The organism is Pseudomaricurvus alkylphenolicus (genome assembly GCF_011683955.1).
Taxonomy (GTDB): Bacteria; Pseudomonadota; Gammaproteobacteria; order Pseudomonadales; family Cellvibrionaceae; genus Pseudomaricurvus; species Pseudomaricurvus alkylphenolicus.
In genome coordinates, this window is the sequence record NZ_JAAQPI010000003.1 from 658,943 (window position 1) to 683,880 (window position 24,938).

Annotated in this window: 18 protein-coding genes; 5 read left to right on the forward strand and 13 right to left on the reverse strand. The window is 55.6% G+C overall.

Annotation, left to right across the window (positions count from 1 at the left end):
- The first annotated feature begins 128 nt into the window (after nt 1-128).
- The 3 genes from HBA55_RS11510 to HBA55_RS11520 are packed head-to-tail and all read left to right on the forward strand — an operon-like array spanning nt 129 to nt 3,246.
- Complete coding sequence (locus HBA55_RS11510) at nt 129-1,307, forward strand: hypothetical protein (protein WP_166990735.1); 1,179 nt, start codon at nt 129-131, stop codon at nt 1,305-1,307.
- Nucleotides 1,300-2,379 carry a hypothetical protein gene (locus tag HBA55_RS11515; RefSeq protein ID WP_166990738.1) on the forward strand — a complete coding sequence of 360 codons (1,080 nt, stop codon included), beginning with the start codon at nt 1,300-1,302 and terminating at the stop codon, nt 2,377-2,379. The genes HBA55_RS11510 and HBA55_RS11515 overlap by 8 nt, the downstream gene beginning before the upstream one ends.
- Nucleotides 2,380-2,400: 21 nt before the next feature.
- On the forward strand, nt 2,401-3,246 hold the full coding sequence (locus HBA55_RS11520; RefSeq protein ID WP_166990741.1) for a hypothetical protein: 846 nt from the start codon (nt 2,401-2,403) through the stop codon (nt 3,244-3,246).
- Nucleotides 3,247-3,320: 74 nt separating this feature from the next.
- Here HBA55_RS11520 and HBA55_RS11525 read toward each other — a convergent pair whose 3' ends face one another.
- From HBA55_RS11525 to HBA55_RS11545, 5 genes are all read right to left on the reverse strand, one after another.
- Entirely contained in the window at nt 3,321-6,170 is a 2,850-nt protein-coding gene (locus HBA55_RS11525) for a bifunctional serine/threonine-protein kinase/formylglycine-generating enzyme family protein (protein WP_166990744.1), read from the reverse strand.
- A 13-nt stretch (nt 6,171-6,183) separates the two neighbouring features.
- Nucleotides 6,184-6,696, reverse strand: a complete 513-nt coding sequence (locus HBA55_RS11530; protein ID WP_166990747.1) for an FHA domain-containing protein — start codon at nt 6,694-6,696, stop codon at nt 6,184-6,186.
- 88 nt (nt 6,697-6,784) lie between these two features.
- Nucleotides 6,785-7,336: a class I SAM-dependent methyltransferase gene (locus HBA55_RS11535; protein WP_166990750.1), complete on the reverse strand. Its 552-nt coding sequence runs from the start codon at nt 7,334-7,336 to the stop codon at nt 6,785-6,787.
- A gap of 77 nt (nt 7,337-7,413) precedes the next feature.
- The gene (gene ilvN, locus HBA55_RS11540; protein ID WP_166990753.1) at nt 7,414-7,905 is read right to left on the reverse strand and encodes an acetolactate synthase small subunit; all 492 of its coding nucleotides are present in this window, start codon (nt 7,903-7,905) and stop codon (nt 7,414-7,416) included.
- A 1-nt stretch (nt 7,906) separates the two neighbouring features.
- Nucleotides 7,907-9,643 (reverse strand): acetolactate synthase 3 large subunit, encoded by a 1,737-nt coding sequence (locus tag HBA55_RS11545; RefSeq protein WP_166990756.1) that lies wholly within the window; start codon nt 9,641-9,643, stop codon nt 7,907-7,909.
- Between the two features lie 562 nt (nt 9,644-10,205).
- On the opposite strand from HBA55_RS11545, the gene HBA55_RS11550 reads away from it, so the two are divergent.
- On the forward strand, nt 10,206-10,634 hold the full coding sequence (locus HBA55_RS11550; RefSeq protein ID WP_166990759.1) for a DUF4124 domain-containing protein: 429 nt from the start codon (nt 10,206-10,208) through the stop codon (nt 10,632-10,634).
- Here the strand turns inward: HBA55_RS11550 and HBA55_RS11555 are convergent, their stop codons facing one another.
- The 6 genes from HBA55_RS11555 to HBA55_RS11580 all read right to left on the reverse strand — a co-directional run bounded on the left by HBA55_RS11555 (nt 10,635) and on the right by HBA55_RS11580 (nt 17,432).
- Nucleotides 10,635-11,312 (reverse strand): 3'-5' exonuclease, encoded by a 678-nt coding sequence (locus tag HBA55_RS11555; protein WP_166990762.1) that lies wholly within the window; start codon nt 11,310-11,312, stop codon nt 10,635-10,637.
- 10 nt (nt 11,313-11,322) lie between these two features.
- Nucleotides 11,323-13,206: a DUF294 nucleotidyltransferase-like domain-containing protein gene (locus tag HBA55_RS11560; protein WP_166990765.1), complete on the reverse strand. Its 1,884-nt coding sequence runs from the start codon at nt 13,204-13,206 to the stop codon at nt 11,323-11,325.
- A gap of 41 nt (nt 13,207-13,247) precedes the next feature.
- Complete coding sequence (locus tag HBA55_RS11565) at nt 13,248-13,745, reverse strand: hypothetical protein (RefSeq protein WP_166990768.1); 498 nt, start codon at nt 13,743-13,745, stop codon at nt 13,248-13,250.
- Between the two features lie 211 nt (nt 13,746-13,956).
- Nucleotides 13,957-15,687, reverse strand: coding sequence for a sodium:solute symporter family protein (locus tag HBA55_RS11570; RefSeq protein WP_166990771.1), 1,731 nt, complete (start codon nt 15,685-15,687; stop codon nt 13,957-13,959).
- A 14-nt stretch (nt 15,688-15,701) separates the two neighbouring features.
- Nucleotides 15,702-15,968: a DUF4212 domain-containing protein gene (locus HBA55_RS11575; protein WP_166990774.1), complete on the reverse strand. Its 267-nt coding sequence runs from the start codon at nt 15,966-15,968 to the stop codon at nt 15,702-15,704.
- A 153-nt stretch (nt 15,969-16,121) separates the two neighbouring features.
- Nucleotides 16,122-17,432, reverse strand: coding sequence for a DcaP family trimeric outer membrane transporter (locus HBA55_RS11580; protein WP_166990777.1), 1,311 nt, complete (start codon nt 17,430-17,432; stop codon nt 16,122-16,124).
- A gap of 546 nt (nt 17,433-17,978) precedes the next feature.
- On the opposite strand from HBA55_RS11580, the gene HBA55_RS11585 reads away from it, so the two are divergent.
- Nucleotides 17,979-18,650 carry a response regulator transcription factor gene (locus HBA55_RS11585; RefSeq protein WP_166990780.1) on the forward strand — a complete coding sequence of 224 codons (672 nt, stop codon included), beginning with the start codon at nt 17,979-17,981 and terminating at the stop codon, nt 18,648-18,650.
- Between the two features lies 1 nt (nt 18,651).
- Here the strand turns inward: HBA55_RS11585 and HBA55_RS11590 are convergent, their stop codons facing one another.
- Nucleotides 18,652-22,185 carry a PAS domain-containing hybrid sensor histidine kinase/response regulator gene (locus tag HBA55_RS11590; protein WP_166990783.1) on the reverse strand — a complete coding sequence of 1,178 codons (3,534 nt, stop codon included), beginning with the start codon at nt 22,183-22,185 and terminating at the stop codon, nt 18,652-18,654.
- 95 nt (nt 22,186-22,280) lie between these two features.
- Nucleotides 22,281-24,929: an ATP-dependent chaperone ClpB gene (gene clpB / locus HBA55_RS11595; protein WP_166990786.1), complete on the reverse strand. Its 2,649-nt coding sequence runs from the start codon at nt 24,927-24,929 to the stop codon at nt 22,281-22,283.
- Nucleotides 24,930-24,938 lie beyond the last annotated feature (9 nt).

Consider the following 24,938-nt stretch of genomic DNA (forward strand, 5'->3'; position numbering starts at 1 on the left):
ACTACCATCTTTCCGGCTAAAGGAAGACGCCGCGAGCGAACTGATGCAAGCACACTGAAGGAGCAGGAGCTATGGAATACGGATGCCGGATACTCGCTGATAGCCAAGGCTAAAAGTGAACCCAGGCCATGAAGTCCAGGACGCGCCACTACTTACCTGCAACGGTGTTACTGACACTGGGGCTATGCTTTTGCCTGTCGATCGCCGCCGGCACTTCCAATCCAAAGGTGTTTTACGCCGGAATCGCCTACCTTGGCAGCCACGAACTGGTTGAATCCAATTACCCCCACGCTCTCAAGCTCAACCGCGCCTCGTCCGAAGGTCCCGGGCGCCTCGATCAAACTCTCAAAGCCCTGCTCGAGGAGACTTCCCCCTCCGAAATGGACCTTGCCTACGGTCTCGCCAACCTGCGTAAAGGTGAATCCCTGACAATGGCCATTGCCATCGATAAAGAGCAGGTCAGCGTTGAAAGCTTCAACTTCGATGGACAGGCCACCTATAAGGTTATCGCTGAGGTCTCTGCCCAGATTCTCTTCTACGACTATGAATCCATGACGCTGGTGACAAGCTATCCCGATGCACTGGCCCTCAATCACGTTATTGAGAGTGCCTCCCGCCAACAGGTCGACAAAGAATTGCCGGCTCTGTTTGAGGTGCTGTACTTCGGTGACGAGCAAGGACCGGGGCTGCTGCAAAACCTGGTTAACAGACTCAGCACTCTGCAGCTGGATCAGCGCCCCGGCCTGCGCTTTCAGATGGAAAGTATTGATACCAGCAATAAAGCGGCGGACCAATTACCGCATCAACTTTCTCTCAACCAATTCAAGCAATACCTTGGGCAATACTTTTCCAGCCAGCTCAGCAATCAGACCAGCGCCGCGGTGCTGCCCTATATCCGTGGTTATGCCCTGGGACGACAAATGCCCGGGCGATTTGCCAATGGCGAGGTGTTTGTGCTGACGCTGCCGGAACCCGATTTTGTCTTTAACCTGGCAGTGGAACGGTTTATTGCCAATGCCAATGCGCAGCAACTTTTACATGGCGCCCAGGTGCGTTTCTCGCTGCGCGAGCCCGTGCGACAAAAAATCTATATCGACGATCAGTTTATGTTCGCCGTAGCCAAACCCAATTCCGCCGAGCGAGTGCAGACGGACGATTGGAGTGCCTATGAGGACGCCCTGGAAAGCCTGATTGACAACCTGGTGGTGCAGCTCAAGGAGCCCTCCAGAAAGTGGTTCAAAACCCACGCCCGCAACGCTGCCAGCTACCGACAATTCAAAGATCGAAAGGACATGTTCAATGACTAGATGCTTTCCGCGAAAGACCGTCTGGCAAGTATTGGCGCTGCCGCCCCTGCTAATCTGCCTGTTTTTCGGAGCCGCGGCCCAGGGCTCGGAGTCCAAGGGTTCGGCCAAGGTCAGCTATAGCGGCTGGCTCAAGAAGGAACACCGCGAAACCGCGGAAACCGATGCGCTGCGTAACGCACTGGAGCAGTGGATCGTCAAGAAACACAAGTCACACTACCCAAACTACACAAAATCAAAAGCTGATTTTGACCGCAATATCCGCGACTACATTATTGCCTACACGGTTCTGGATCGCGATCAGGACAAAAAAAACAAAGTCTTCGAAGTCTTGCTCAGAGCTGAGATCAATGAGCCCAAGGTGATGTCCCTATTACTCAGTCACTCTCCATCCGCTTCCGAGTATATGACCTTTGTGTTTGTGGCGCGCGAGCAGGTGGGCAAAGTCAAGCACTCCGAGCAAGAGTCGGCGCTGACCAAGTCAAAGACCCAGGCCATCGGAAAATCCCGACAAGACAACCAGGCCAGCCAGACCAAGTCCCAGACCAAGAGCATCAAAAAAACGAAAACTGAAACCATCCATAAAGACAAGGTGGTTTGGGATGTGACCACTACCAATGAAGTGGACGTCGCCATGGGCAACGTGTTTGCCGATGCCAACTACCTGGTAATTGACGCCGCTATGCTGGAAGACGAAACCGGCAACATGCTCAGTGTCGAGAACTTTATCTCGGATTACCAGGCCGGTAACGACCTTCGCCCCGCCACTAAGAAGGAAGCCTTGAGGGGGCTCAAAAGTCTTGAAGACCCCGTTCACTACCTGGCGATCGGCACATTGGATATCGACGAGATGCTGACCGACAAAACCACTGGCAATATCAAAGTGGCGGTGTCCGTCACCGGTCAGGTTCTCGCGGTTCACAAACGTGGCGCGGCTGTGGCCAAAGTTGGCCCGGAGACCATGTTCGGAGAAGGCCCCACCCCCATGGTGGCCAAGAACAATGCACTTAAGGCGGCGGCGGAAGCCGTTGCTGAACAGCTGGTAGCTCAACTGAGCGCCAAATCGATTCGCTAGATGATGATCCAAGGAGGAACCATGAATACCCTGACTCACTCTTATTCGGCCCTGACCAACCGGGTCTTAAAAATGATTGCCGGCTCCACCTTAGCCCTGGTGGCGCTGGCGCAAAATGCACTGGGCGCGGCTGAAATCGACCCGGCCTGGAGCGAAGATCCGGTCATCGCATCCGAAGACTGCGCTGACCTGAGCTACCCTAAAGCGATCAAGTTCCTGGAAAAGTACTACTACCCACTGCTGGATTATTCGGATGAAAGCAAAGAAGCCGGGGTGGAGATGATGGGCACTTACCTGATTGCGGAGTCCCTGATTTCCCGCTCTCAAATCTGTCTGGCCGAGGCCCTGGAACTCAAATCACTGAAGGCAGATCTGCAGAAACGCCAGCAGATACTGACAAGCGGCACCAGCATGAGCCGCAAGGAAATGAAAAAACAGCGCAAATTGTCGGCCAAGGCCAACAAGGCAATCACTCGCACCGCGAACAAAACTGACGAGCTGACACCGAAGCAGAGAAAAGTCTTTACCGCTGGCTCGGCAACATTTCTCGCCGGCACCTATGCAACCTCCCGCCTGAAGGATGCTATCGCAGCTTACGCGGCAGAATCGGGAGAGGACATTCAGAAAGCCGCTGAAGTGGATCGCAGCAAGGGCATCCTCGGCCTGGTCAATAAAGAAAATGTTAAGACCGTAACCAGCCTGTTCGGCAAGGCCAATACGGTATCTACATTAACATCAGGCCTGAAGGAGCATATCCCCAACCTGTTTAAAACCGGCAAGTTCCTGGTTCGCTACGCGGAACAGCAGAAACTCGACCTGCCTCCGGACGCCACCCAACAGTTGTCGTCAGTGGTTGGCTGGGAATAAGGGCTGTTTGTTATCTCGTGGGGTGGATTTACCCACAAGAGGCCTAATCCACCATACAAGACGAGCGCTATTGATTATTGTTGAGTTTGCGGCAGCGGCTTATCCTGAGCCAGGCGAAAGCCCCTGTCGTGACTTCGACTAAAACGCGATACCGCCATCTGCTGGCCCACCTGCAAGAACTTGGGCGCGCTAAACCAGGACCCGCCTTTGGCAATACGCCGGTTGCAGTTGCTATCCGACCCAGCCCCCCCGGAACAGTCCGCCGTCCACTCCCAGACATTGCCCGCCATGTCGTGCAAACCAAAGTCATTGGCCGGATAGGTCGCTACCGGAGCTGAATAGGTTTCGCCATCTTCCCGCCAACCCAGCTTTTGGGAGCCATTGGCAAATCGGCCGTTGACCGAATTGCCCCAGGGATACAACCCCGACTGACCCGCCTGGGCCCCGTATTGCCACTCCTGCAAGGACGGCAATCGAAACTGCTCGCCGGTCTTACGGTTCAACCAGGGAATAAACTCCGACACAATGTCTTCGTAACTGACATTGATGACTGGCCTCTGGCCTCTGCCCCACCCCTGATCATCCGGTCGATGCTGGCAGTCACCGTCAGCCACACAGGCGTCCCACTGCGCAAATGTCACCTCGGTCTTGCCCAGTTTCAGTTGAGAGCTTGCACCTTTCTCAAGCGGCAACTCAACCAACTCACCGCTAAAGCGTTCGACCTTTTCAGCGTATTGGCGTCGTGCCTCTGCCAGGGATTGCTTCAGGGATTTATCTTCCGCGCCTCCACTCGCTTGATGTGCCTGCAACAAATTTTCGGCCTGTGAAAAGTGGTAACCCTTTAGCAATTGCTGAAACCTCTGCACGAACTCCCGCTGACGCTGATCCTGACCTTTTTTCTCGACCGCCTGGCGGGCTTCCTTTAACTTCTGAACCAACGCACCTTGATCTTCACCGGGAAAGTGCTTTCCGAGCAACGACAACAGATCTTCAGCGTCTTTAAAACGCTGCTTATCAATGGCCTGCTTCAGTTGGTGCTGATAGTTCTGCAACAATGCGGAGATTCCCTGCCTGGCTTCAGGGTTGTCGTCACGATGCTGCAGAATCAAACGATACAAGGCCAAGGCGCCTACCCTGGGCGTGAGTTTGTTACCGGCCTTGACTTGCTCCTCCGCCGCTTGCAACAGAGTCTCCACCGTCAGCCAGCGGTCGCCCAAGGGTAACAATTGATTCGCCACTAATGTGGGTTTAATCAGCTCGGTGGCTCCGTGATCTACCTCCACCCTGCCGGCGTAGTAGGCATCCTTAAACCCCACCTCAATGCGGTATTCACCCGCCGCAATCGCATCCAAGGTTAATGGGGTTTTCTGATCCAGCAACTCGCCATTCAATCGCACCCAGGCATCGGCCTCAGTCGGAACCACCGACAGGCCACCGCGTCCTCGGGCCAAAACAATTTCACCTTTGGTGACCTGACTATCCTGCAGGGACAGTTGCTGCTTGCCATCGGCAAAATATCGCTTGCGAACGACGACTTCCACATCTCCCGCTGCCAGATTTTCCACAAACAATGGCGTCACCCCCAGCTTGTGCTCCCCCAGATACACCTCCGCCCCGCTCGGCTGACTGCGCAACTGGAGGATGGCGTTGCCCGCCAGGACTGCGGGAAATGCGGGAGCATTCGACTTGACTACCGGTGGAGCCTCTGTCGTAGAGGTCGTTGCATAGTAGTAACCTCCAGCCCCCAACAGTGCGCAGACCAGCAGCGTCGCGACAATGGCAAGCCACTTACCTTGCCGGGGTTCTGATTGAGTGTCATTGCCGCTCCGTTGGGAGCTTGCTATTTCTGGCTGAGGGCTATTATTTGCTGGCTGAGGGCCATTATTTTCTCGCTGAGGGCTCTCACTCTCTGGCTGAGGGCTATTCTTTTCTGGCTGAGGGCTCTTATCTTCTGGCTGAAGGCTCTTGCTACTGGGCTGAAGGCTCCCTTCCAAAACCTGCTGGCCCGATGGGGCAAGCTCAGTCTCGGCCATTTCGTCACCAGGCGTTATCACTACAGATGGGTCTGTGGGATAAAACTCCGTAGCCTCAAGCTCAGCAGGAGAATCGGGCTCACTCAGATCCACCCCCTGCGCAAGACGCTTCAGAGCCTCGGCCAATTCTGCTGCACTCTGGTATCGATCCTCCGGGCGCTTGGCAACCAACTTATCCATAATCGGCTGAAAGCGTGCATGCTCTGGCGGTAACTCCGGCGGGGGGTCGTTGATATGACACAACGCAATCGTAAACGAGTCCTCTGCATCAAATAGATGGACGCCGGTAAGCATTTTATAGAGCAGCACACCCGCACTGTACAAATCACTGCGGCCGTCCACGGGTTCGCCCTTCGACTGCTCCGGGCTCATATAGTAGGGCGTACCGATAGACATCCCGGTCCGGGTCATGGTGCTATCAAGCGTCTTGGCGATACCCAGGTCCGTCAATACCGCCCGGCCGTGCGCATCAAACATGACATTCTCGGGCTTCAGATCCCGGTGCACAAACCCCTTCGCATGGGCATGACCCAAGGCTTCAGCGATCTCGCCAAGAATGGTGCACACCTGCTCGTGATCCAAACCGTGACGAATCTTGTTTCTCAACTCTCCGCCCGGCAACAGTGCCATGGTGTAATACAACACGCCATTGTCACAGCCCGTGTCATACACGGTTACGATATTGGGGTGATCAAGCTTGGCGGTAGACTTTATCTCCTGCTGAAAGCGCGCAACCCTCTCCTGCTCCCGCGAAAACTCCGCAGGCAGCACTTTCAACGCGACATGGCGATCCAGACGTTCATCCAGCGCCTCATAGACATCCGCCATACCACCAGAGCCAAGGCGGCGAATAACCCGATAATGATCAAGCTGTTGCGGCTGATCCTGCATAGAGTGTCCCTCTCTAAACGCGAATAATGTGACAACTGCCCAAACTGATTTCACCCCGCCGTGGCACTGGTGCCACCTGTACAGGATGACCATTCAACCGCGTGCCCTGAACAGTATTCAAGTCCGCGACCCACCAACGCTCACCATCAAACGTCAGTATCAAATGCTTTGGCGCCACCTGCGGATCCCGCAGCACAATCGAATTCCCCCGCGAAGAACCCACCGTGATTGCAGTCCCACCCAACACCTCGCGGCGGCGCTCCTCACCCTGTTCCACCAGCCAGCACGACTGACTCCCCGGATCACCACACAGGCGATCATAGTCATCCCGCAGCGACGCCATCAACGCCTCCTTTACCGAAGCCGAGCGATTCCCGGTGGAATCCGTCTCCTCCAACAGCTGCCGAAGATAATTTGGCCAGGTCTCACCCTCCGCCGTGGCGCGACACTCCAGCTCCCGCCAGAAGGTATCCTCCAAAAACAGAGAAGTCGTTTTCCCGTCCAGTTTAATACTTCGTTTAGGCATGATAACCCCGACCCCAACAAGTAGCATTATCGTACTACTCAAACGGTGAGATTGCACCCTTCCTATGGCAAAAACACAGAGCTAGAAACTACCGAACCTCAAAGCAGTAGTCGTCCATAAAATCCCCACCCCGCTCAACAGACTGATGCAGAACACAAGACCACCGAGGCAGGCTCACAAACTCATCGGGCAACAAACAAAAGCGTCGGGAAAAGCCATTCACTTCATGATGCTGCAGATTAAATGTCGACAACCACAATCGAGACCCTGGCGCGGCCACCAATGCCAAAGAATCCAACAACTCCAAAGAAGGCTTAAAGTGCGCCATCACAATATGATCATAGCGGCCCGCATGAGCCGACCAATCGTACTCATCAAAATCAACACACAAAGTATGAACAACCCGAGGCTCCGCAAACCGCTGCAACCGCTGCAGTGCCACCTCAGAAATATCCGCCGCCGTCACATCAAAGCCACGCTCCGCCAGAAACAGGCTGGCGGCACCATCACCGCTGGCCACATCCAACACCCGCGAAGGCTCCAACCCGACAAATTGCTCTGCCAAGAACCCTGGTACGCCAGGAGCCCGCATTGGCTTATCCGAAAAACGTTTATTCCAGCGCTGCCTGTCTTCCTGCATAACCCATCCACCAACATTCAACACCCACAAAAAACCCGGCCAAGGCCGGGTTTTTCAGACGCAAAAAGAAGCCGACCCTACAGGCTCAACACCTTCTCACCACGGGAAATTCCCGACACACCGGAACGTACCACCTCCAGTATGGCCGCATCCCCTACAGACTGCACAAACGCATCCAACTTATCGCTGGTACCCACAATCTGTACCGTATAAACACTGCTGGTCACATCAATGATCTGCCCGCGGAAAATATCAACGCAACGCTTGATCTCCGCACGCTGAGCACCCGTGGCCTTAACCTTGATCATCATCAACTCACGTTCAATATGCGAGCCTTCCGTCAAGTCCACCAGCTTGACCACGTCAATCAACTTATTGAGATTCTTGGTGATCTGCTCAATCTTATGATCATCGCCAATCGTCGTCACCGTCAGACGCGACAAGGTCTCGTCCTCGGTGGGCGCAACCGTCAGCGTCTCAATGTTATAACCACGCTGGGAAAACAACCCAACAACCCGCGACAAGGCGCCTGGCTCATTCTCCATGAGTACAGAAATAATACGTCTCATCTTAGGTGCGCTCCGTCTTACTGATCCACATATCACGCATGGAGCCCTCCGGGGCCACCAGCATCGGGTACACGTGTTCGGTCGGGTCAACATAAACATTAACGAAGACCACGCGATCCTTCATGGCAAATGCCTCTTCCATCTTCTCGCGCAGGTCTTCGCGCTTGTGGATATCAATACCCACGTGACCGTATGCCTCCATCAACTTGGTAAAGTCTGGCAGTGAGTCCTCGTAGTGAATCTCCGAATAACGGCTGTCGTAAACCATGTCCTGCCACTGCTTGACCATACCCAGAGCCTGGTTATTCAGGCACACGATCTTGACCGGCAAACCGTATTGAGTCAGGGTCGACAACTCCTGAATACACATCTGGATCGAGCCCTCACCGGTCACACAGACCACATCCTTATCGCGAACAGCAAACGCCGCCCCCATGGCTGCAGGCAGACCAAAGCCCATGGTGCCCAGACCACCGGAGTTGAGCCACTGGCGTGGACGCTTGAACGGATAGTATTGAGCCGCAAACATCTGATGCTGGCCTACGTCCGAGGCGACGATGGCATCGCCATTGGTGACGTCGTACAGGGTCTTGATCACCTCTTGGGGCATGATCTTGTCGCCATCAGTGCGATAGCGCGGTTGAGTGTAGATCCCGTGACGCTCGCGCCATTCGTTGATCTGCTGCCACCAATCCGATAGCGACTTTTCATCCGGCTTTTGATCCGCCGATTTAACCAGCTCCAGCATCTCCTTCAGAACACTGTCCACTGCACCCACGATGGGCACATCGGCGGTGATGGTCTTGGAAATGGAGGCCGGATCAATATCAATGTGAATGATCTTGGCATTCGGGCAGAACTTATTGGGTGTATTGGTTACACGATCATCAAAGCGCGCGCCCACGGCCAGAATCAGGTCGCAGTGGTGCATGGCCGTATTGGCCTCGAAGGTACCATGCATACCCAACATACCCAGGAACTGCTTGTCATCACCGGGATAGGCACCGAGCCCCATCAATGTGTTGGTGACCGGGTAATTCAGGTTTTGGGCCAGTTCCGTCAGCAGGTGACTGGCCTCGCCTTGCACCACACCACCGCCGGAGTAGATTACCGGACGCTTGGCCTGCAGCAACATGCTGACGGCTTTCTTGATCTGGCCGCTGTGGCCCTTGGCCGCCGGCGTATAAGAACGCATCTTGACCTTCTTCGGATACTCGAAGGGGAAGGTCTCAGCCGGATTGACCGTATTTTTGGGCACGTCGATCACCACCGGTCCCGGACGGCCGGTAGAGGCAATGTAATAGGCTTTCTTCACCACCTCAGGGATCTCAGAGGCGTGTTTGACCAGAAAGCTGTGCTTAACGATTGGGCGCGACACGCCCACCATGTCAGTCTCCTGGAAGGCATCTTCGCCAATCTTCTCGGCCGGTACCTGCCCGGAGATCACCACCATGGGGATCGAATCCATATAGGCCGTGGCAATGCCGGTAATGGCATTGGTGGCGCCGGGACCCGAAGTCACCAGCACGGTGCCGACTTTACCGGTGGCGCGGGTATAACCGTCCGCCGCATGGGTGGCACTTTGTTCGTGACGCACCAGAATGTGCTTGACTTTGTCTTGCTTGAAAATTGCGTCGTATATGTGCAGGGCTGCCCCGCCCGGGTAACCAAAGACGAGATCTACGCCTTCTTCCTGCAGGGAGCGAATCAACATATCGCCGCCGGAGAGCATTTCCACCTGTTATCCCCTTTAAAAATATAAGTTACTGCCGCAGGCCGGATGACCATAGACTCATCCGCCGTCCAGTGGCTACCAGACAGCATCCCGCGTGCAAATAAAAGATGACTGAAGCTTCCCCGGCCTGCTGCGCCTGTTAGCACGACAGCCGACCGGGCAGGCAACGTCGGTGGACGTACCTACGCAACTGGGATGGTTCGGCAAGCGGTTGGCTCACCGGAGGTAGATGCCGGAATTTGGTTAAAATTCCGGCAAGAGACCGAGGTTACGGCTATGATCTACTACGCCATCTAGCGAACCCGCAATTCTGTCAACTTATCGCCTAAAGTCAAGGGGTTAGCGCGGTTCAAGGCCCATTAATTGTGGGTTTTGGAGGATTTTGTTGCCGCTCGGCTCGAGGGAGTGCGACCGCTGCCACAAAACCTTCATGCGGAGCACAATGGACAGTGGTGCCGATACATCAAAAGGGCAATAATGGCGCCTGCTCAGCGAGCGGGACTATAATGACGTACAGGGGCCCCAATTCGGAGCAACCTCATCAGCCAGAAAGGACTTGCGCGGTATGATTACAGTCAAACTGACCCCAACGACTCTGCTCTTTGTGGTAGCCCTGCTGGGCGCCTTAATCAGCAGTGCACCTGCCAGCGCCAAGGAGTTTTACAAGTGGCAGGATGACCAGGGGGTAACTCACTACTCCGCACACCCTCCCAAGGACCGCAACTCCGTTAAAGTGCGAGCCACCAATACTCAGGGCACCCCTCCCGCGGAAGCATCAGAGGAAGAGAACACGGAGCAGCAGGCCAATGCCACAGCCACGGCTGCGCGCGCCAAGAATCCCGAGCGCTGCGCCCAGGCCCGCAAGAACCTTAACGCCCTCAACAACAAACCACGGGTAAGAATCAAGGAGGGCGACAGCTACCGTTACCTGACGGCCGAAGAGGTGACGGAACATCGCAGGACGGCCCAAAAGATCATTCGCGACGAGTGCTGATTACAGCAAATCCCCCAGCCTCTGGTCCTCTCCCCGGTGGCTCAATTGAGCCAGCAACAACTCCGCCGTGGCCAGCGCGTCCATCAGCGCATTGTGAGCCGGGTAAACCGGCAGGTTGTAGCGCGAACGACAACTTCCCAGTCTCAAGGCATTGGCTCCGATGGGAAGCTGGCGCCTCTCCAGAGATTGTTTCTCCAACTGCAATGTATCCACCCAGGGTAACAATAACGGGGCTCGATATAGCCGCTGGCTGATGCTGTTGAGAAACGCCAAGTCCATAGGCGCATGATGAAATGCCAGCACCCGCCCCTCGGCTGCTTGCAAAAGCTCCGGCATCATGGATTCCACACTGATACCTGCGGACAACTCACAATCTCGAAGCTGGTGAATAGCGGCACTGCTGCCTACGGAGCGACGTGGCTTGAGCAGAATATGGCGGGTACTGCCGAGGCGAACACTGCCAGCGGCAATCACCACCCAGCCGATACTCAGCAGCTCCCCCTCGCTGACATTGAGCGCCGATGTCTCGGTATCCACAACCAGAAATTCGAGCTGCCGCCAGCAATTCCGGCGATGCAATGCACTGCGCTGCCAACACTGTAACAACGGAGGGGCGACCGAATTCCCTTGTAAGCGGCTTCGCAGTCGGTAGAACTGTCGTCTTGCTGTCAACAACATCAAAGACTCGCTACATGCCCGGCCGATAGCTGAGTTTGACCGCTTGCTGGGCGTCCACAACAACCCCGAAGGCATCGCGGAGTTGCTTTTTGACCAGCTTGGGCAGATGGTCGGGATTAAGATAATTGCCGGGTTTCTCGCCGTTCATTAACTGCCGTACCTGCCCTTCCACCCGGGTCTGTTGAATAACACGCAGAGCATCCTCCAGATTGCGACTATCGCCTATGGTCAGAGCCTTTTGGCGCACCAGAGCGTGCAGGCGTCTCAAGGTGTTCACTTCCGTAATGCCGTGGGCCAAGGCATGAATCCGCACAATATCCACAATCGGTATCACAGCACGCTTCTTGAGGTTCAATTCGTCGGCATGCTCACCATTGTGTTCCACCACGAAACGTCGGAATATCCCTAGCGGTGGCGGCGAATCCAGAACATTTTCCGCCAGTGCCGCCAGAAAAATGGTGTTGCCACCGGTGCGTTTGAGCATATGCTGCTGCAATTGACGACAAAGAGAGGCATCACCATGAATCGCCCTGAGATCGAAAAAGATGCTGACCCTCATCACGGCATCGGCTGTAGGGCTGCGTGTCCAGCGGTCCACAGTATTGCACCAGCCACTGAGGGGCTGACGCCATTCATCTGTCGTGGCCATAACACCGCCCGGGCAATAGACATAACCGCAGGCGTTCAAACCATCGCATACCCGATGGGCCAGCTTTTCGAACCAGACCGCTTCGGCGGGCTCCAATCCGTCGGCAATCAGTAAGGCGTTATCCTGATCCCCTCCCAGCAACTGCTCATCACGACCCTGGGAGCCAAAACCCAGCCAACAGTATGGACGTGGCGGCGGTCCCAGTTCCTGTTCGGCCAGTGTGATTAATTTAACCGTCACTGCATCGCTGATGGCTGTCAGCAAATGGGCCACCTGCGAGGCACGAATACCCGCATTAACCCATTGCACCAACAGATCGGGCAGCAAACCAATAATTTTCCTGAGCCCCTCCACCGACTGCTGTCGGCTGATATGTTGAACCAGATACACGGGATCATCACGCCTCGCCAGCATCAGGTCGGAAGAGGTGATCATACCAACAATGGTATCTTTATCTTTTACCGGAATATGGTGAAAGCCCCGCTGTGTCATAAACAAGGTTGCATCAAACAGGGTTTCCTCAGCGTCAATGGTGACCGGATCTTTGGTCATAATGTTGTCAATACCGGCCTGCGCATCTATGCCAGTGGCCATGGCCCGGGAGCGTATATCCCGGTCCGTCACAATGCCCAGCAGACGACCACCCTGCTCTGGCCCATGGTCCATAATCATGGCGGATGAAACACGCCTTTCCGTCATTTTTTGCGCGGTCTGCTGAATGCTGACACCCGGCTCAACCCAGAGTAATTGCGTACTCATCAGATCACGGAGTTGCTTCATCATCTCGGAAGGGTTGGTTTCCCGGCGCGCGGCACGGCGCACCCTGCGGTTGCGCTGACTGTGAAAAAAGCGGTCAAAATCCCGATGCTGCAGTCGCAGCTGCTGGTAGGCCGGTTCCGGCAAGCGATAAATCAGGCTGTCTTCAATCAGCGTTGCGCGAATGCCAGGCTGCTCCTGGCTCAGCCCCATCAGGTTAAAACTGATGGTTTCGCCAAAGCGATCCACCAAACGTCCGTCTTCGGCGCGTAATTCGGCAGCGCCACTGCGCAGAATTCTCAGCCCTCCCGGATCTTCGTGACTGGTGAACACGTGTCCCCGGCGAAAATAATCGATTTCCATGGCTCCTGCTATGCGGTCCAGCTCGCCATCGGCAAGCTGTTCGAACGGCATGCACTCTGCCAGAAAATCGCGAATAGCCTGCAGCTCGGGCGACAAAGCGGCGGAAGGAAAAGATTCGGCTTTCATATCGCATTCCCTACATAGATGCACGGCCAAGGGTCAGGCCATTAGCGGAAGTCCTTATCAAATGACGTTTTGTACAGTGTGAATTTGGTAGCGGCATCACCGTAATAGAGGGTTTGCTCCGACGATACCACCAGGCGCAGCCGGTGCCGTTCCGGGTCGACCCGGGGCATATCCAGGGACCACCGTAAACCTTCATGATCTACCGCTTTCATGCCCACCGGAGGCGCGTCACCCTGATCACCTTGCACCAACGCGACCATGGCGCCCTCCAGGGGGAACAGGGATTTGAGTTGCAGCAGCATGCGATCACCGTCCTGCCACTGTGTTGACAATGTGATTTCAAAATCGCCATTTTTGAGGCCGCACTGTCCGCTGTTATAGCGACAGTTGGGCTTGGATATCAATTCGTAGCTGCCACCGGACTTTGCGGCATGGGGCTTTTCGCTAACCATGGAGTCCACCGCGAAGTAGCTGATCAATGCCAGTACCGGTGCCACCAGCAGTGCCACCACCAGATGCTTGTTCTTGAGAATATCCATCTGACATCACCCGTAGTTTGTATTCAGTATTGCAGAATCTACCTGTTGTTTTTTGATTTGGAACAGTCAATGGGAAATAACCCTGAATGCCCTGCTTTTGCGTGGTGTCTCTGGAAAAAAAGCCCCGGTTAAGGGGCCAAGAGGATTTATGTTCGGGTTTTGGCGGCCGCTACACAGGTAGAAGATGTACCGGCCACCTCTTGCTCAGTGTTTAGTGATCGTGCGCTTCGGTTACGCCCATGGGGACACGAATGTGCTCGACCAGCTCCTGTACTTCTTCCGGAGGCTCCGCGGTCAGGCGCGATACCAGGTTGGCAACACCGAAGTTCACCAGGGCGCCAATCACACCGAAGGCGTTAGGCTCGATACCCAGGAACCAGTTGGCGTCCATTCCACCCAGGAAGGAAGTACCCGGGATAAACATGATGCCCTTGTGCTGGAACACGTACAGCAGGGTCACAGTGATACCGCCGATCATGCCCCAGATGGCACCTTCCTTGTTGATGCGCTTGGAGAAAATACCCATCATCAGCGCAGGGAAGATAGACGAGGCCGCCAGACCAAAGGCCAGGGCTACTGTACCCGCGGCAAAGTCCGGCGGATTGAATCCCAGATAACCGGCACCGGCGATGGCCACCGCCATGGCAATCCGCGATGCCATCAGCTCCTGTTTCTCACTGATATCCGGCATGATCACACCTTTAAGCAGATCGTGTGAAATTGCCGAGGAGATTGCCAATAGCAGACCTGCCGCCGTAGACAGAGCCGCTGCCAGACCACCGGCGGCCACCAGGGCAATCACCCAATTAGGCAGCTGTGCGATTTCCGGGTTGGCCAGAACCATAATGTCGCGGTCCACTTTCACCATTTCATTGGTAGCGGTATCAGCGGTGTACTGGATACGTCCGTCGCCATTTTTATCCTCGAACTTCAGCAGACCGGTAGTCTCCCAGTTCTTGAACCACTGTGGGCGCTCATCGTAGGCCAGGTGCTGACCGGGCGCCGGCTCGATGGTGCTCATCAGATTCAGGCGAGCCATACCGGCAACCGCAGGTGCAGTGGTGTACAGGATGGCGATAAACACCAAGGCCCAACCCGCAGAAGAACGGGCATCCTTCACCTTGGGAACGGTAAAGAAGCGGATGATCACGTGAGGCAGACCCGCAGTGCCGATCATCAGTGACATGGTATAGGCGAACATATTAGTCGTGCTGAGACGCACCTGCGTGGTGTATTCAGCGAAGCCCAGCTCCGTCACCACTTGGTCCAATCGGTCAAGCAGATAGACGTCAGTGCCCACCAGGGTGGAACCGAAGCCCAACTGTGGCAGCGGATTGCCGGTCAGGTTCAGGGAGATAAAGATCGCTGGGATGGTGTAAGCCAGAATCAATACGCAGTACTGGGCAATCTGGGTGTAGGTAATGCCCTTCATGCCACCCAGTACGGCGTAGAAGAATACGATAAACATACCCACCAGCAGGCCGGTATCGTAGCTTACTTCCAGGAAGCGGGAGAAGGCCACACCGATGCCCTTCATCTGGCCGATTACATAGGTCACGGAACAGATAATCAGACAGATAACGGCCACAATACGGGCCCCGCGTGAGTAGAAGCGGTCACCGATAAACTCGGGCACGGTGAACTTGCCGTACTTGCGCAGGTAAGGTGCCAGCAACATCGCCAGTACGACAAAGCCGCCGGTCCAGCCCATCAGGAAGACAGAACCGCCGTAGCCCATAAAGGCGATGAGGCCGGCCATACCGATAAAAGAAGCCGCGGACATCCAGTCGGCGCCGGTGGCCATACCGTTAGCGACCGGGTGAATGCCCCCGCCGGCAACATAGAACTCCTTGGTGGAACCGGCCCGTGCCCAGACGGCGATCCCCATGTAGAGGGCGAAGGTAAAGCCCACTACGATATAGGTTAAGGTTTGCAGATCCATGGTTCACTGTCCTCTTATTCTTCGTGTACGCCGTACTTACGGTCGAGCGCACCCATTTTGCGTGAATAGTAGAAAATCAGGGCAACAAAGGTGTAAATGGCACCTTGCTGGGCAAACCAGAACCCCAATTTATAACCGCCCAGTTGGATGTTGTTGAGAACGTCCACCAGCAGAATGCCGCAACCAAAGGACACCACAAACCACACCACCATCAGCTTGACCATTAAGCTGACGTTTTCTTTCCAATACGCTTTTGCGTCTTCTTCTGATTTGAAAGCCATTGTTCTTTCCTCCTCAAACGATGTTTTTCATCACTGTCAGTTTCACCGCTTTGGGGTCGGGAAGCCATTGGACCATCGTCTATAGACTGGAGGTCGTATAGACCTTGGTCTTATGGCAACCGCCCCGCACTGGCAGCAATGCCCGAGAGCGCCTTAGAACGCCCACTTACCCATCAGTTGCAGACGGGTCAGATCGCCATCCAGGCCGCTCTCGACCTCGCGTTCGGCGAATATATACTCAGCACCAAAAGACAGTTTCTTGGTGGGCGAGTAAATCAGGTTGACGTTGGCATTGGCAATCGTCTCGGTGACGTCCGCCAGGATGTCATCCGCGTTATCGGCACTGGACCAGGCATAGCTGAAGGTACTGCGCAGCTTGTCATTCCAGTGGTGGCGATAAGCCAGGTAGCCGCCGGTGACGTCGATCAGGTCAATATCCCCGTCGGCCTCGACGGCGCCATCACGGAAGGTATTAAGCGCCACATAGCGACCCAGATTGCCGTGGTTGACCATAAACTTGAGGTCGTCCCCGTTTTCAAACAGATATTTGCCGGACAGGCTCAGACCATAACCAAGGGCGCTATCATCACTGCTGCCGCTGTCATAGGTAATCTCGCGCGCCATGGCAGCCAGAGAGTAGCTGAAGGCGCCCGATTTGCCGTTGTAGCGAGCCACCAGATCTGGCATGACACTGTCGTCGATGTCGCGGGCATCATAGCCACCGCCGGCATCGTAGAGACTGACGGAGGGGTTCTCCGCACTCAGCATAAACGAAGTGCCGCCGCCAAGCTTTTTGGTCCAGCGCGCCTGACTCTGGCGAATAAACACGGTGCCGGAAGTGGGGCCTACGAAGTCGAGGGTCTCCGGCAGAGCGCCGACGTTGAAGAAGGTACTCCAGGTCTGCCCCACCAGCAGTGAAGCACTGTCGGAGTAATCCCAGGACACAAACGCGTGGCGTAATCCACTGGAAGACTGGTTGGTTAAGCGCTCATCGTTGGACGCATTAAAGTCCATTTCGATATAACTTTTGATCGCACCGGCTTTGGTATCGGTTTGGGTTTTGAACCACAAACGGGAAAACTTGGCATTGGAATCCATCACGGTATCACCGTCGTTATCACCATCGCCCACGGCGATAGTGGCGGGTACCAGGAAGTCGTCGCCGACATTGTTGGCGCGCTGCTGATCGGAATAATTACTCCAGGAGGTATCGAGTTTTACGTAACCGCCGTATTGAAAACGGGTACCCTTTTTGAGCTCTACACCTTTTTTGTGCTGCAGTTGTTCTTTCTGTTGCAGCTGCGATTTCAGCGCCTGCAACTCACGCTCAAGCATCTCCACGCGCTTGGCCATATCGCTGTCAGCCGCCGCAGGCATGGATGTTGCGGCAAGGCAGGCTGCGAGGGCCAGTGGCGTTTTGCACAATGTGCGCAAGCGGATTGGATTTCGCTTTTGTGGATTCATCGTTATTGTCCTCTCCAATGTGGGTATTGTGATTAGTGTTTGTTTTTGACAATAACTTTTTAGTCCTCCAGCGCCCTTTAAGGTATTACCCATTGGTCTAGTGTCGACCAAAGTCTATGTTAAAGTCGGCACTTATCGGGAAGCTAGACCAAGGTCTAATGGAGCGAGGTATATCGCTTTGTTAAAAATATCAGTGTCGCCGGGAGTGACATGAACCGGCTAATCGTTGTCCGGTTATTTCTCCATATCCGGACGGTTCGGTCTCTGCCGCGACAATGGGTAAACCGACAATGGTTAAACCGTTGTTTCCCCCTCAATCCTTGGACCACAGAGTCAGTTCTCTGCACAGCCTTGCGCCTTTCACCCTGGCCAGGGCTGTGACTTTTTTTCTGACATTTCATTGATCCAGGACAATTTGTCGCAAATCGGAACAAATTGTTAGGCGGCGGGGATTGGGATACCCTGTGTGGGTACAGGTCTGCAAGTACGCCAGCTGAGGAGTACTGGACTACAATAATAACGACCCCAACATTCGGTAACTAAAACATGGTGACCCATCCGTGCATTATCATCGCTGACGATCATCCGCTGTTTCGGTCGGCGCTGAGTACAACCTTGTCGCGCGAACTTGATCAGCCAGTGCTGGTGGAGGCTGAAGACTTTAACAGCCTGCAATCACAGGTGGAGTCGCACCCCAGTGCCAGCCTGATTCTGCTGGATTTGCATATGCCCGGTGCCGAGGGCTTCAGCGCCCTGGTGTATCTTACGTCCCATTTCCCCCAGATCCCGGTGATGATCGTATCGGCCCACGAAGAACCTGAGATTATCCGCCGAGCCATGGATCACGGCGCCTGTGGTTTTCTGCCCAAGAGCGCCCCCATCGAAACCATGAGCGAAGCACTGCTGACGGCACTCAAAGGCGGCCTTTGGGTACCCGAGGGCCTCAGTCAAGCCCCCATCGCCAACGATGACGAGTTGGACATTGCCGAAGCCCTGGCCAATCTCACCCCACAACAGTTCCGGGTGGCCACCATGGTCAGCCAGGGATTATTGAACAAACAGATCGCGTTTGAATTAAACGTGACCGAAGCCACCATCAAGGCCCATATGACCGAGATTTTCCGTAAGCTGGGCGTACATTCGCGCACCCAGGCCGCGGTGGCCATTGGTCAGCTGGCCGTGCATCCGACCAATAGCGTCGCGGATTTCAAGAATTAGCCTACTCGACGCCCACCTTCTGACGACGTAGCGCTCGCCGCATCAGCGCCCGCAGAGCCGCAGGCTGCACGGGCTTGGCCAGAAACAGACAACCGGCCTGCTGCACCTGCCCCCGAACCTCGTCACTGTTATCCGCACTGATAATCACTGCCGGCAGTTTTCGCTGCCAGTGATAGCCCAACGCCTCCAAGACATCCAGGCCGGTTTCTTCTTCCAGGTGAAAATCAGCCAACACCAGCTGTGGCGCCTGATCGTGAGACCAGAGAGATAACGCCTGCCCCAGATCCGCAGCGGTGGTGACACGGCAACCCCACTGCTCCAACAGCGATTGCATGCCCGCCAGAATGGTGGCTTCGTTGTCCACACACAGTACTCTCAAACCCGTGAGGCGCGAATCGGCCACGGAGCGAACGCGGGTCTCTGTCTGGACCTCTCCCAACGCCACTGTAATGCGAAACACCGAGCCTTTGCCCGGTGTGGAATCAAGACTGATGGGGTGCCCCAGTAACTGTGCAATACGCTGGGCGATAGACAAACCCAATCCCAGCCCCTGGTTGCTCATACTGGCTGAGGGCAGACGTTCGAATTCTTCAAAGATGCGCTGGCGGTCCTGCTCCGCGATACCCGGCCCGGTATCCCAGACTTCCAGCGTGATGCCCTCACGATGACGGCGACAACCCAGCAGCACTTTTCCTTCGCGCGTATAACGCAGGGCGTTGGAAATAAAATTTTGTAGCACCCGCCGCAATAAATGGGGATCGCTGTTGACCCAGAGAGAACAGGGCACCCATCGGAATTCCAGCCCCTGCTTTCCTGCCAGTGCACTGGCCTCCCCGGCCAGCGAACTCAGCAGCCGTTCGATCGGAAAGTTTTCGCGCTTGGGCCGCTCTTTACCCGACCCCAAACGGGAAATTTCCCGCAGGGAACTGATTAATTGTTCCGCCTGGTTCAGTGCATCATCCAGGTGATTAACGTCGCCTTTGAGGTTGCAATCCTTTATGTCCGTTTCTTCCAGTTTCGCACTCATGGACGAAACAAATAAACGTGCCGCATTGATCGGCTGGAGCAGATCGTGACTCGCGGCCGCCAGAAAGCGACTCTTACTTGCGTGTACTTCCTTAAGCTCCTGTTCCACACGGGCCCGCAGGTCGTTTTCCCGTTGCAGGGATTGGTTAACATGCTGCATGCGTTCATTGACAGACTGCAGCTGTGCCGTGCGCGAATTGACCCGTTCCTCCAGGGTGTTGCGAGCATGCTCCAGCTGCAGCAACATGCCATGATATTCGCTGACGTCCGTATAGGTGGTCACATAACCCCCATTAGCCAGTGGTGTACCGCGGATTTCCACAACTTCGCCGCTGGGCAACTGCCTTTCAATACGATGAGGACTGCCGGATCTCAGCTGTTGCAGCCGACGACTCACCAACACATCCGGATCATCACTGGAATCCCCCAGATAACCGCGCATGGCGTTGTAGTGGTAAATTTTTTCGATATCACAACCGACGTAAAGCAGCCGCTGAGGATAGTCGAACAGCTTTTGGTATTGCTGGTTCCAGGCCACCAGACGCAGATCTTTATCGACCACGCTGATGCCCTGGGGAATGGTTTCCAGGGTCGTCTGCAGCAACGTCTGACTGAATTGCAGCTGCCGTGAGCTGCCCCCCACCAGGGATACAAAGTCCTGCAGTTGCAGCGGCTGCTGACTGATCAGCAATTGCATGGCGCGATGCGCCGAAACGGCGCCGATGATGGCCGCGAGATCACTCTCGATAGTGGTCACGGCAAACCGTGGCGTCTGGTCGTGAGGCAACAGTCGATGACCAATGCGGTGCTCAAACTCCTGCCACATATCCTGGGTGCGTTCCGGCCCGAACAATGGCTCCATCAAGGCCTGCAACTGCCTCACCTCAATACCGGAAGGCTCCAGATCCAGCTCTTTGCGCTGAACCTTCCAGCGCAGGCGAGTAAAGGCGTCGGCCTGGCGAATATCCAGCAGACGAAATGTGGAACGCTTGGACACAAAGACGAAGACCAGAGCGTTAACCAGCAAACTCCAGAACACGCCATGACTGAGCGGATCCAACCAGCCCAATCCAAGAATATTTTGCGGCGCCAGCCAAGTAACGCCAAACAGGCCGGAGATGATAAAAGGGTGATCCGCGTGCAACACTGCCGGCAGTAACAGGCAGTAAAGCCACAGCACCATACCGCTGAGCACACCCGCAACAACGCCACGGGCATGGCCACCGGGCCAATAGAGTGCGCCCAGTACAGCCGGCATCAGCTGGGCGGTTGCCGCAAAAGAAATCAGGCCCATGGACGCCAGGGTTTCACCACTGCTCATCAATTGTTCCAGGCCCCAGCCCAGCAACAGAATGGCGACGATGGACACCCGGCGAATCAACCGCAGCGACCAGCCCAGGTCCGCTGCCGTGCGCCCGCGACTTGAAGTGGAGCGCAGCCAGATGGGGACGATCAATTCGTTGGAGATCATAATCGACAGGGCCACGGTCGCCACCACCACCATGCCCGTGGCGGCGGACAGTGCACCGATAAACGTCAGTGCCAGGATGGGTTCAGCGCCGGCCCAGCGCGGCAACGTCAACACGTAGCTGTCCGGATCTACATCCAGGCCTGAAAATAATTGCGCACCCGCGTGCGCCAACGGCAGCACCAACATCGCAAACGTTGCCAGATAGGCGGGCAACAGGAAACGTGTATAGCGCAGATCGCTGCGGTGGTGGTATTCCACCACCATGACATGAAATTGGCGGGGCAGGCAGACAATGGCCACCGCCGCCAACAACATCTCAGTAAAAAACAGGGGGGCCGAAAGCTGGTCAACGGAGAAATTGGGCGCGACATTGGCAACATCCACACCGCTCCCTTGCATCAGTCGAACCGCCAGCATCGCCACCACCACGAACGCCACCACTTTCACCACGGATTCAACGGCAACGGCGGTAATCATGCCACGGTGTCGATCCGGTCCATCAATCACCCGTGTGCCAAATAAAATCGCAAACCAGGCCATGGCGATGGCGGCGATCAAACTGGACAAGGCGTCAAAGCCGCCGTTTCCATCGGTGCCCCACTGAATGGACGACCAGGCGATGCCGACACCTCGCAGCTGCAAAGTGATATAGGGCAAAGTCCCCACCACCAGCACCAGGGTAACAATGGCCGCCAGGCGTTGGCTCTTGCCATAACGGGAACCGATAAAATCGGCAATAGACGTGACCTTGTTGCGGGAACTGATCACCAGCAGCCGGCGCAGAAAACGCCAGCCAAACAAAACCAATAATATCGGCCCCAAATAGATCGGCAGAAAAATCCAGCCGTTTTCGACGGCCTGGCCAACCGCACCGAGAAAGGTCCAGGAACTGCAGTACACACCTATGGACAGAGTGTAAACCAACGGCCGCCACCAGGGCTGCTGCAGGCGGTGGCCGTAGCGCTCAGCCAGCCAGGCCACCCCGAACAAGAGGGCGGAATAGACACAGACCAGAAACAGGAGTAATTGGCTGTCCATCGGGGAAGCGGTCTCCGCAACAAAAAATGGTTACACTCCCAAGGAGTGTAACCATTTTTTCATAAGGCAGGTATTCGACCTAGGTCGCGTCGCTTTTAATGGGTCGTCAAGGGTTCCATAACAATCTTATCGCCCTCTACCCGAGTGCCGACGGTATCACCCGGTGCAAATTTGCCGGCCAGCACATCCTGGGCCAGGGGGTTTTCGATATACTGCTGGATCGCCCGCTTGAGCGGACGGGCACCATACACCGGATCGAAACCAACCGCTGCCAGTCGGTCCAGCGCCTCTTCACTGACATCCAGCCCCAATTCGCGTTCTGCCAGTCGCTTGCGCAACAACTCCAGCTGAATATTGGCGATGCCGCGAATCTGCTCCTTGCCGAGGGGATGGAAAACCACCACTTCGTCAATGCGGTTGATAAACTCAGGGCGGAAGTGACCGCCGACCACCTCCATTACCGCGGCCTTCATCGCTTCGTAGCGGTTTTCGTTTTCTATACCTCCGGCATCGGCATCCGTGTTGTTAAAGTCGATGGTGTCGAATGAACGGTTGCGGGCGATATCCTGAACCGCGTCCGACCCCAGATTGGAGGTCATCACCACCACGGTATTACGGAAGTCCACCGTACGCCCCTGCCCATCTGTGAGGCGACCGTCTTCCAACACCTGCAATAAAATGTTGAATACGTCCGGATGAGCTTTTTCCACTTCGTCCAGCAACAGTACCGAGTAGGGCTTGCGTCTAACCGCTTCCGTCAGATACCCCCCCTCCTCATAGCCAACGTAGCCGGGAGGTGCGCCGATCAAACGTGCCACCGAGTGCTTCTCCATAAACTCGGACATGTCGATGCGAACCATGGCGTCCTGGCTGTCAAACAGGAATTCCGCCAGCGATTTACACAACTCGGTTTTACCCACACCGGTGGGCCCCAGGAAGAGGAACGAACCGTTGGGTCGATTCGGATCCGACAACCCGGCGCGCGCGCGGCGAACGGCATTGGATACCGCCACCACAGCCTCGCCCTGGCCAATCACCCGCTTATGCAGTTCCGACTCCATACGCAGCAGCTTCTCGCGCTCCCCTTCCAGCATTTTGCTGACGGGTATTCCGGTCCACTTGGACACCACCTCGGCGATTTCCTCATCGGTGACGTTGTTGCGCAGCAGCCGCATGTCCGTCATTTCCGCCTGACTGGCCATGTCCAATTGTTTTTCCAGCTCGGGAATAATGCCGTACTGCAATTCCGACATGCGACCCAGATCGCCGGCGCGACGGGCGGAATCCAGATCCAGCCGAGCCTGCTCCAGGTTGGCCTTGATCTCCACAGAGCCGTGCAGCGCCGCTTTTTCCGCGCGCCAGACCTCATCCAGATCGGCAAAGGCCCGTTCGTTTTTCTCAATTTCCTTGTCCAGCAGGGTCAGCTGTTTTTTGGCCGCTTCGCTGTCATCCTTCTTCACCGCCTCGCGTTCAATCTTTAACTGAATCAGACGGCGCTCCAGACGGTCCATTTCCTCCGGCTTGGAATCAATTTCCATGCGAATACGGCTGGCAGCTTCATCAATCAGGTCGATGGCTTTGTCGGGCAATTGACGATCCGTAATGTAACGTTGAGACAGTTTTGCAGAAGCGATAATCGCCGCGTCGGTGATGTCGACACCATGATGTACTTCGTAGCGCTCTTTCAGACCGCGCAGGATGGCAATGGTATCTTCCTCTGTGGGCTCATCCACCAGTACCTTTTGGAAACGCCGCTCCAGGGCCGCGTCCTTTTCAATGTACTGGCGATATTCATCCAGCGTGGTAGCGCCAACACAGTGCAGCTCCCCCCTCGCCAGTGCCGGCTTAAGCATATTACCGGCGTCCATGGCGCCTTCTGCTTTACCGGCGCCCACCATGGTGTGCAATTCGTCGATAAACAGGATGATGCGCCCTTCCTGCTTGGACAGTTCGTTAAGTACCGACTTCAGGCGCTCTTCAAATTCGCCCCGAAACTTGGCTCCGGCCAGCAGCGAGCCGAGGTCCAGAGACAGTAAACGCTTGTTTTTCAGTCCTTCGGGCACCTCACCATTAATGATCCGCTGGGCCAGCCCTTCAACAATGGCCGTTTTACCCACACCCGGCTCTCCGATCAGTACCGGATTGTTTTTGGTACGGCGCTGCAACACCTGTACGGTGCGACGAATTTCATCATCGCGACCGATCACCGGATCGAGCTTGCCCGCTTCGGCGCGTGCGGTGAGGTCAATCGTATACTTGTCCAGCGCCTGCCGGTTGCCTTCGGCGTCGGGGTTGTCCACGGCTTCACCGCCGCGAACTTTGTTGATCGCCTCATCCAGCTTTTTGGCATCTCCGTATTGGGCCAGAATTTTGCCCAAGCTGTTGGAGCTGTCCTGCATAGCGGCCTGCAGCACACATTCACTGGAGATATAGGCATCGCCATTTTGCTGCGCCTGCTTGTCCGCCAGATTCAACAGGCGTCCCATCTCGTTGGACATGTGGACATCGCCAGTGGGGTTTTGAACCCGCGGCAGGCTGTCCAGGGCAATGGCCAAACCATTGCGCAAACCGGTGACATCAAATCCGGCCTGGGCCAATAGCGGCCGCACCGCACCGCCCTGTTGGTCGAGCATCGCCAAGAGCACGTGGGAGGGCTCCAGTTGGGTATGGTCACGGCCGACGGCCAGAGACTGCGCGTCTGACAACGCCATTTGCAGCTGGTTGGTTAAACGATCTATACGCATGTTCTACCT

Bases quoted from the DNA above. Each gene is read 5' to 3' on its own strand.
- HBA55_RS11510 (WP_166990735.1), top strand. From the start codon at position 129: ATGAAGTCCAGGACGCGCCACTACTTACCTGCAACGGTGTTACTGACA.
- HBA55_RS11515 (WP_166990738.1), top strand. From the start codon at position 1,300: ATGACTAGATGCTTTCCGCGAAAGACCGTCTGGCAAGTATTGGCGCTG.
- HBA55_RS11520 (WP_166990741.1), top strand. From the start codon at position 2,401: ATGAATACCCTGACTCACTCTTATTCGGCCCTGACCAACCGGGTCTTA.
- HBA55_RS11525 (WP_166990744.1), bottom strand. From the start codon at position 6,170: ATGCAGGATCAGCCGCAACAGCTTGATCATTATCGGGTTATTCGCCGC.
- HBA55_RS11530 (WP_166990747.1), bottom strand. From the start codon at position 6,696: ATGCCTAAACGAAGTATTAAACTGGACGGGAAAACGACTTCTCTGTTT.
- HBA55_RS11535 (WP_166990750.1), bottom strand. From the start codon at position 7,336: ATGCAGGAAGACAGGCAGCGCTGGAATAAACGTTTTTCGGATAAGCCA.
- ilvN (WP_166990753.1), bottom strand. From the start codon at position 7,905: ATGAGACGTATTATTTCTGTACTCATGGAGAATGAGCCAGGCGCCTTG.
- HBA55_RS11550 (WP_166990759.1), top strand. From the start codon at position 10,206: ATGATTACAGTCAAACTGACCCCAACGACTCTGCTCTTTGTGGTAGCC.
- HBA55_RS11555 (WP_166990762.1), bottom strand. From the start codon at position 11,312: ATGTTGTTGACAGCAAGACGACAGTTCTACCGACTGCGAAGCCGCTTA.
- HBA55_RS11560 (WP_166990765.1), bottom strand. From the start codon at position 13,206: ATGAAAGCCGAATCTTTTCCTTCCGCCGCTTTGTCGCCCGAGCTGCAG.
- HBA55_RS11565 (WP_166990768.1), bottom strand. From the start codon at position 13,745: ATGGATATTCTCAAGAACAAGCATCTGGTGGTGGCACTGCTGGTGGCA.
- HBA55_RS11570 (WP_166990771.1), bottom strand. From the start codon at position 15,687: ATGGATCTGCAAACCTTAACCTATATCGTAGTGGGCTTTACCTTCGCC.
- HBA55_RS11575 (WP_166990774.1), bottom strand. From the start codon at position 15,968: ATGGCTTTCAAATCAGAAGAAGACGCAAAAGCGTATTGGAAAGAAAAC.
- HBA55_RS11580 (WP_166990777.1), bottom strand. From the start codon at position 17,432: ATGAATCCACAAAAGCGAAATCCAATCCGCTTGCGCACATTGTGCAAA.
- HBA55_RS11585 (WP_166990780.1), top strand. From the start codon at position 17,979: ATGGTGACCCATCCGTGCATTATCATCGCTGACGATCATCCGCTGTTT.
- HBA55_RS11590 (WP_166990783.1), bottom strand. From the start codon at position 22,185: ATGGACAGCCAATTACTCCTGTTTCTGGTCTGTGTCTATTCCGCCCTC.
- clpB (WP_166990786.1), bottom strand. From the start codon at position 24,929: ATGCGTATAGATCGTTTAACCAACCAGCTGCAAATGGCGTTGTCAGAC.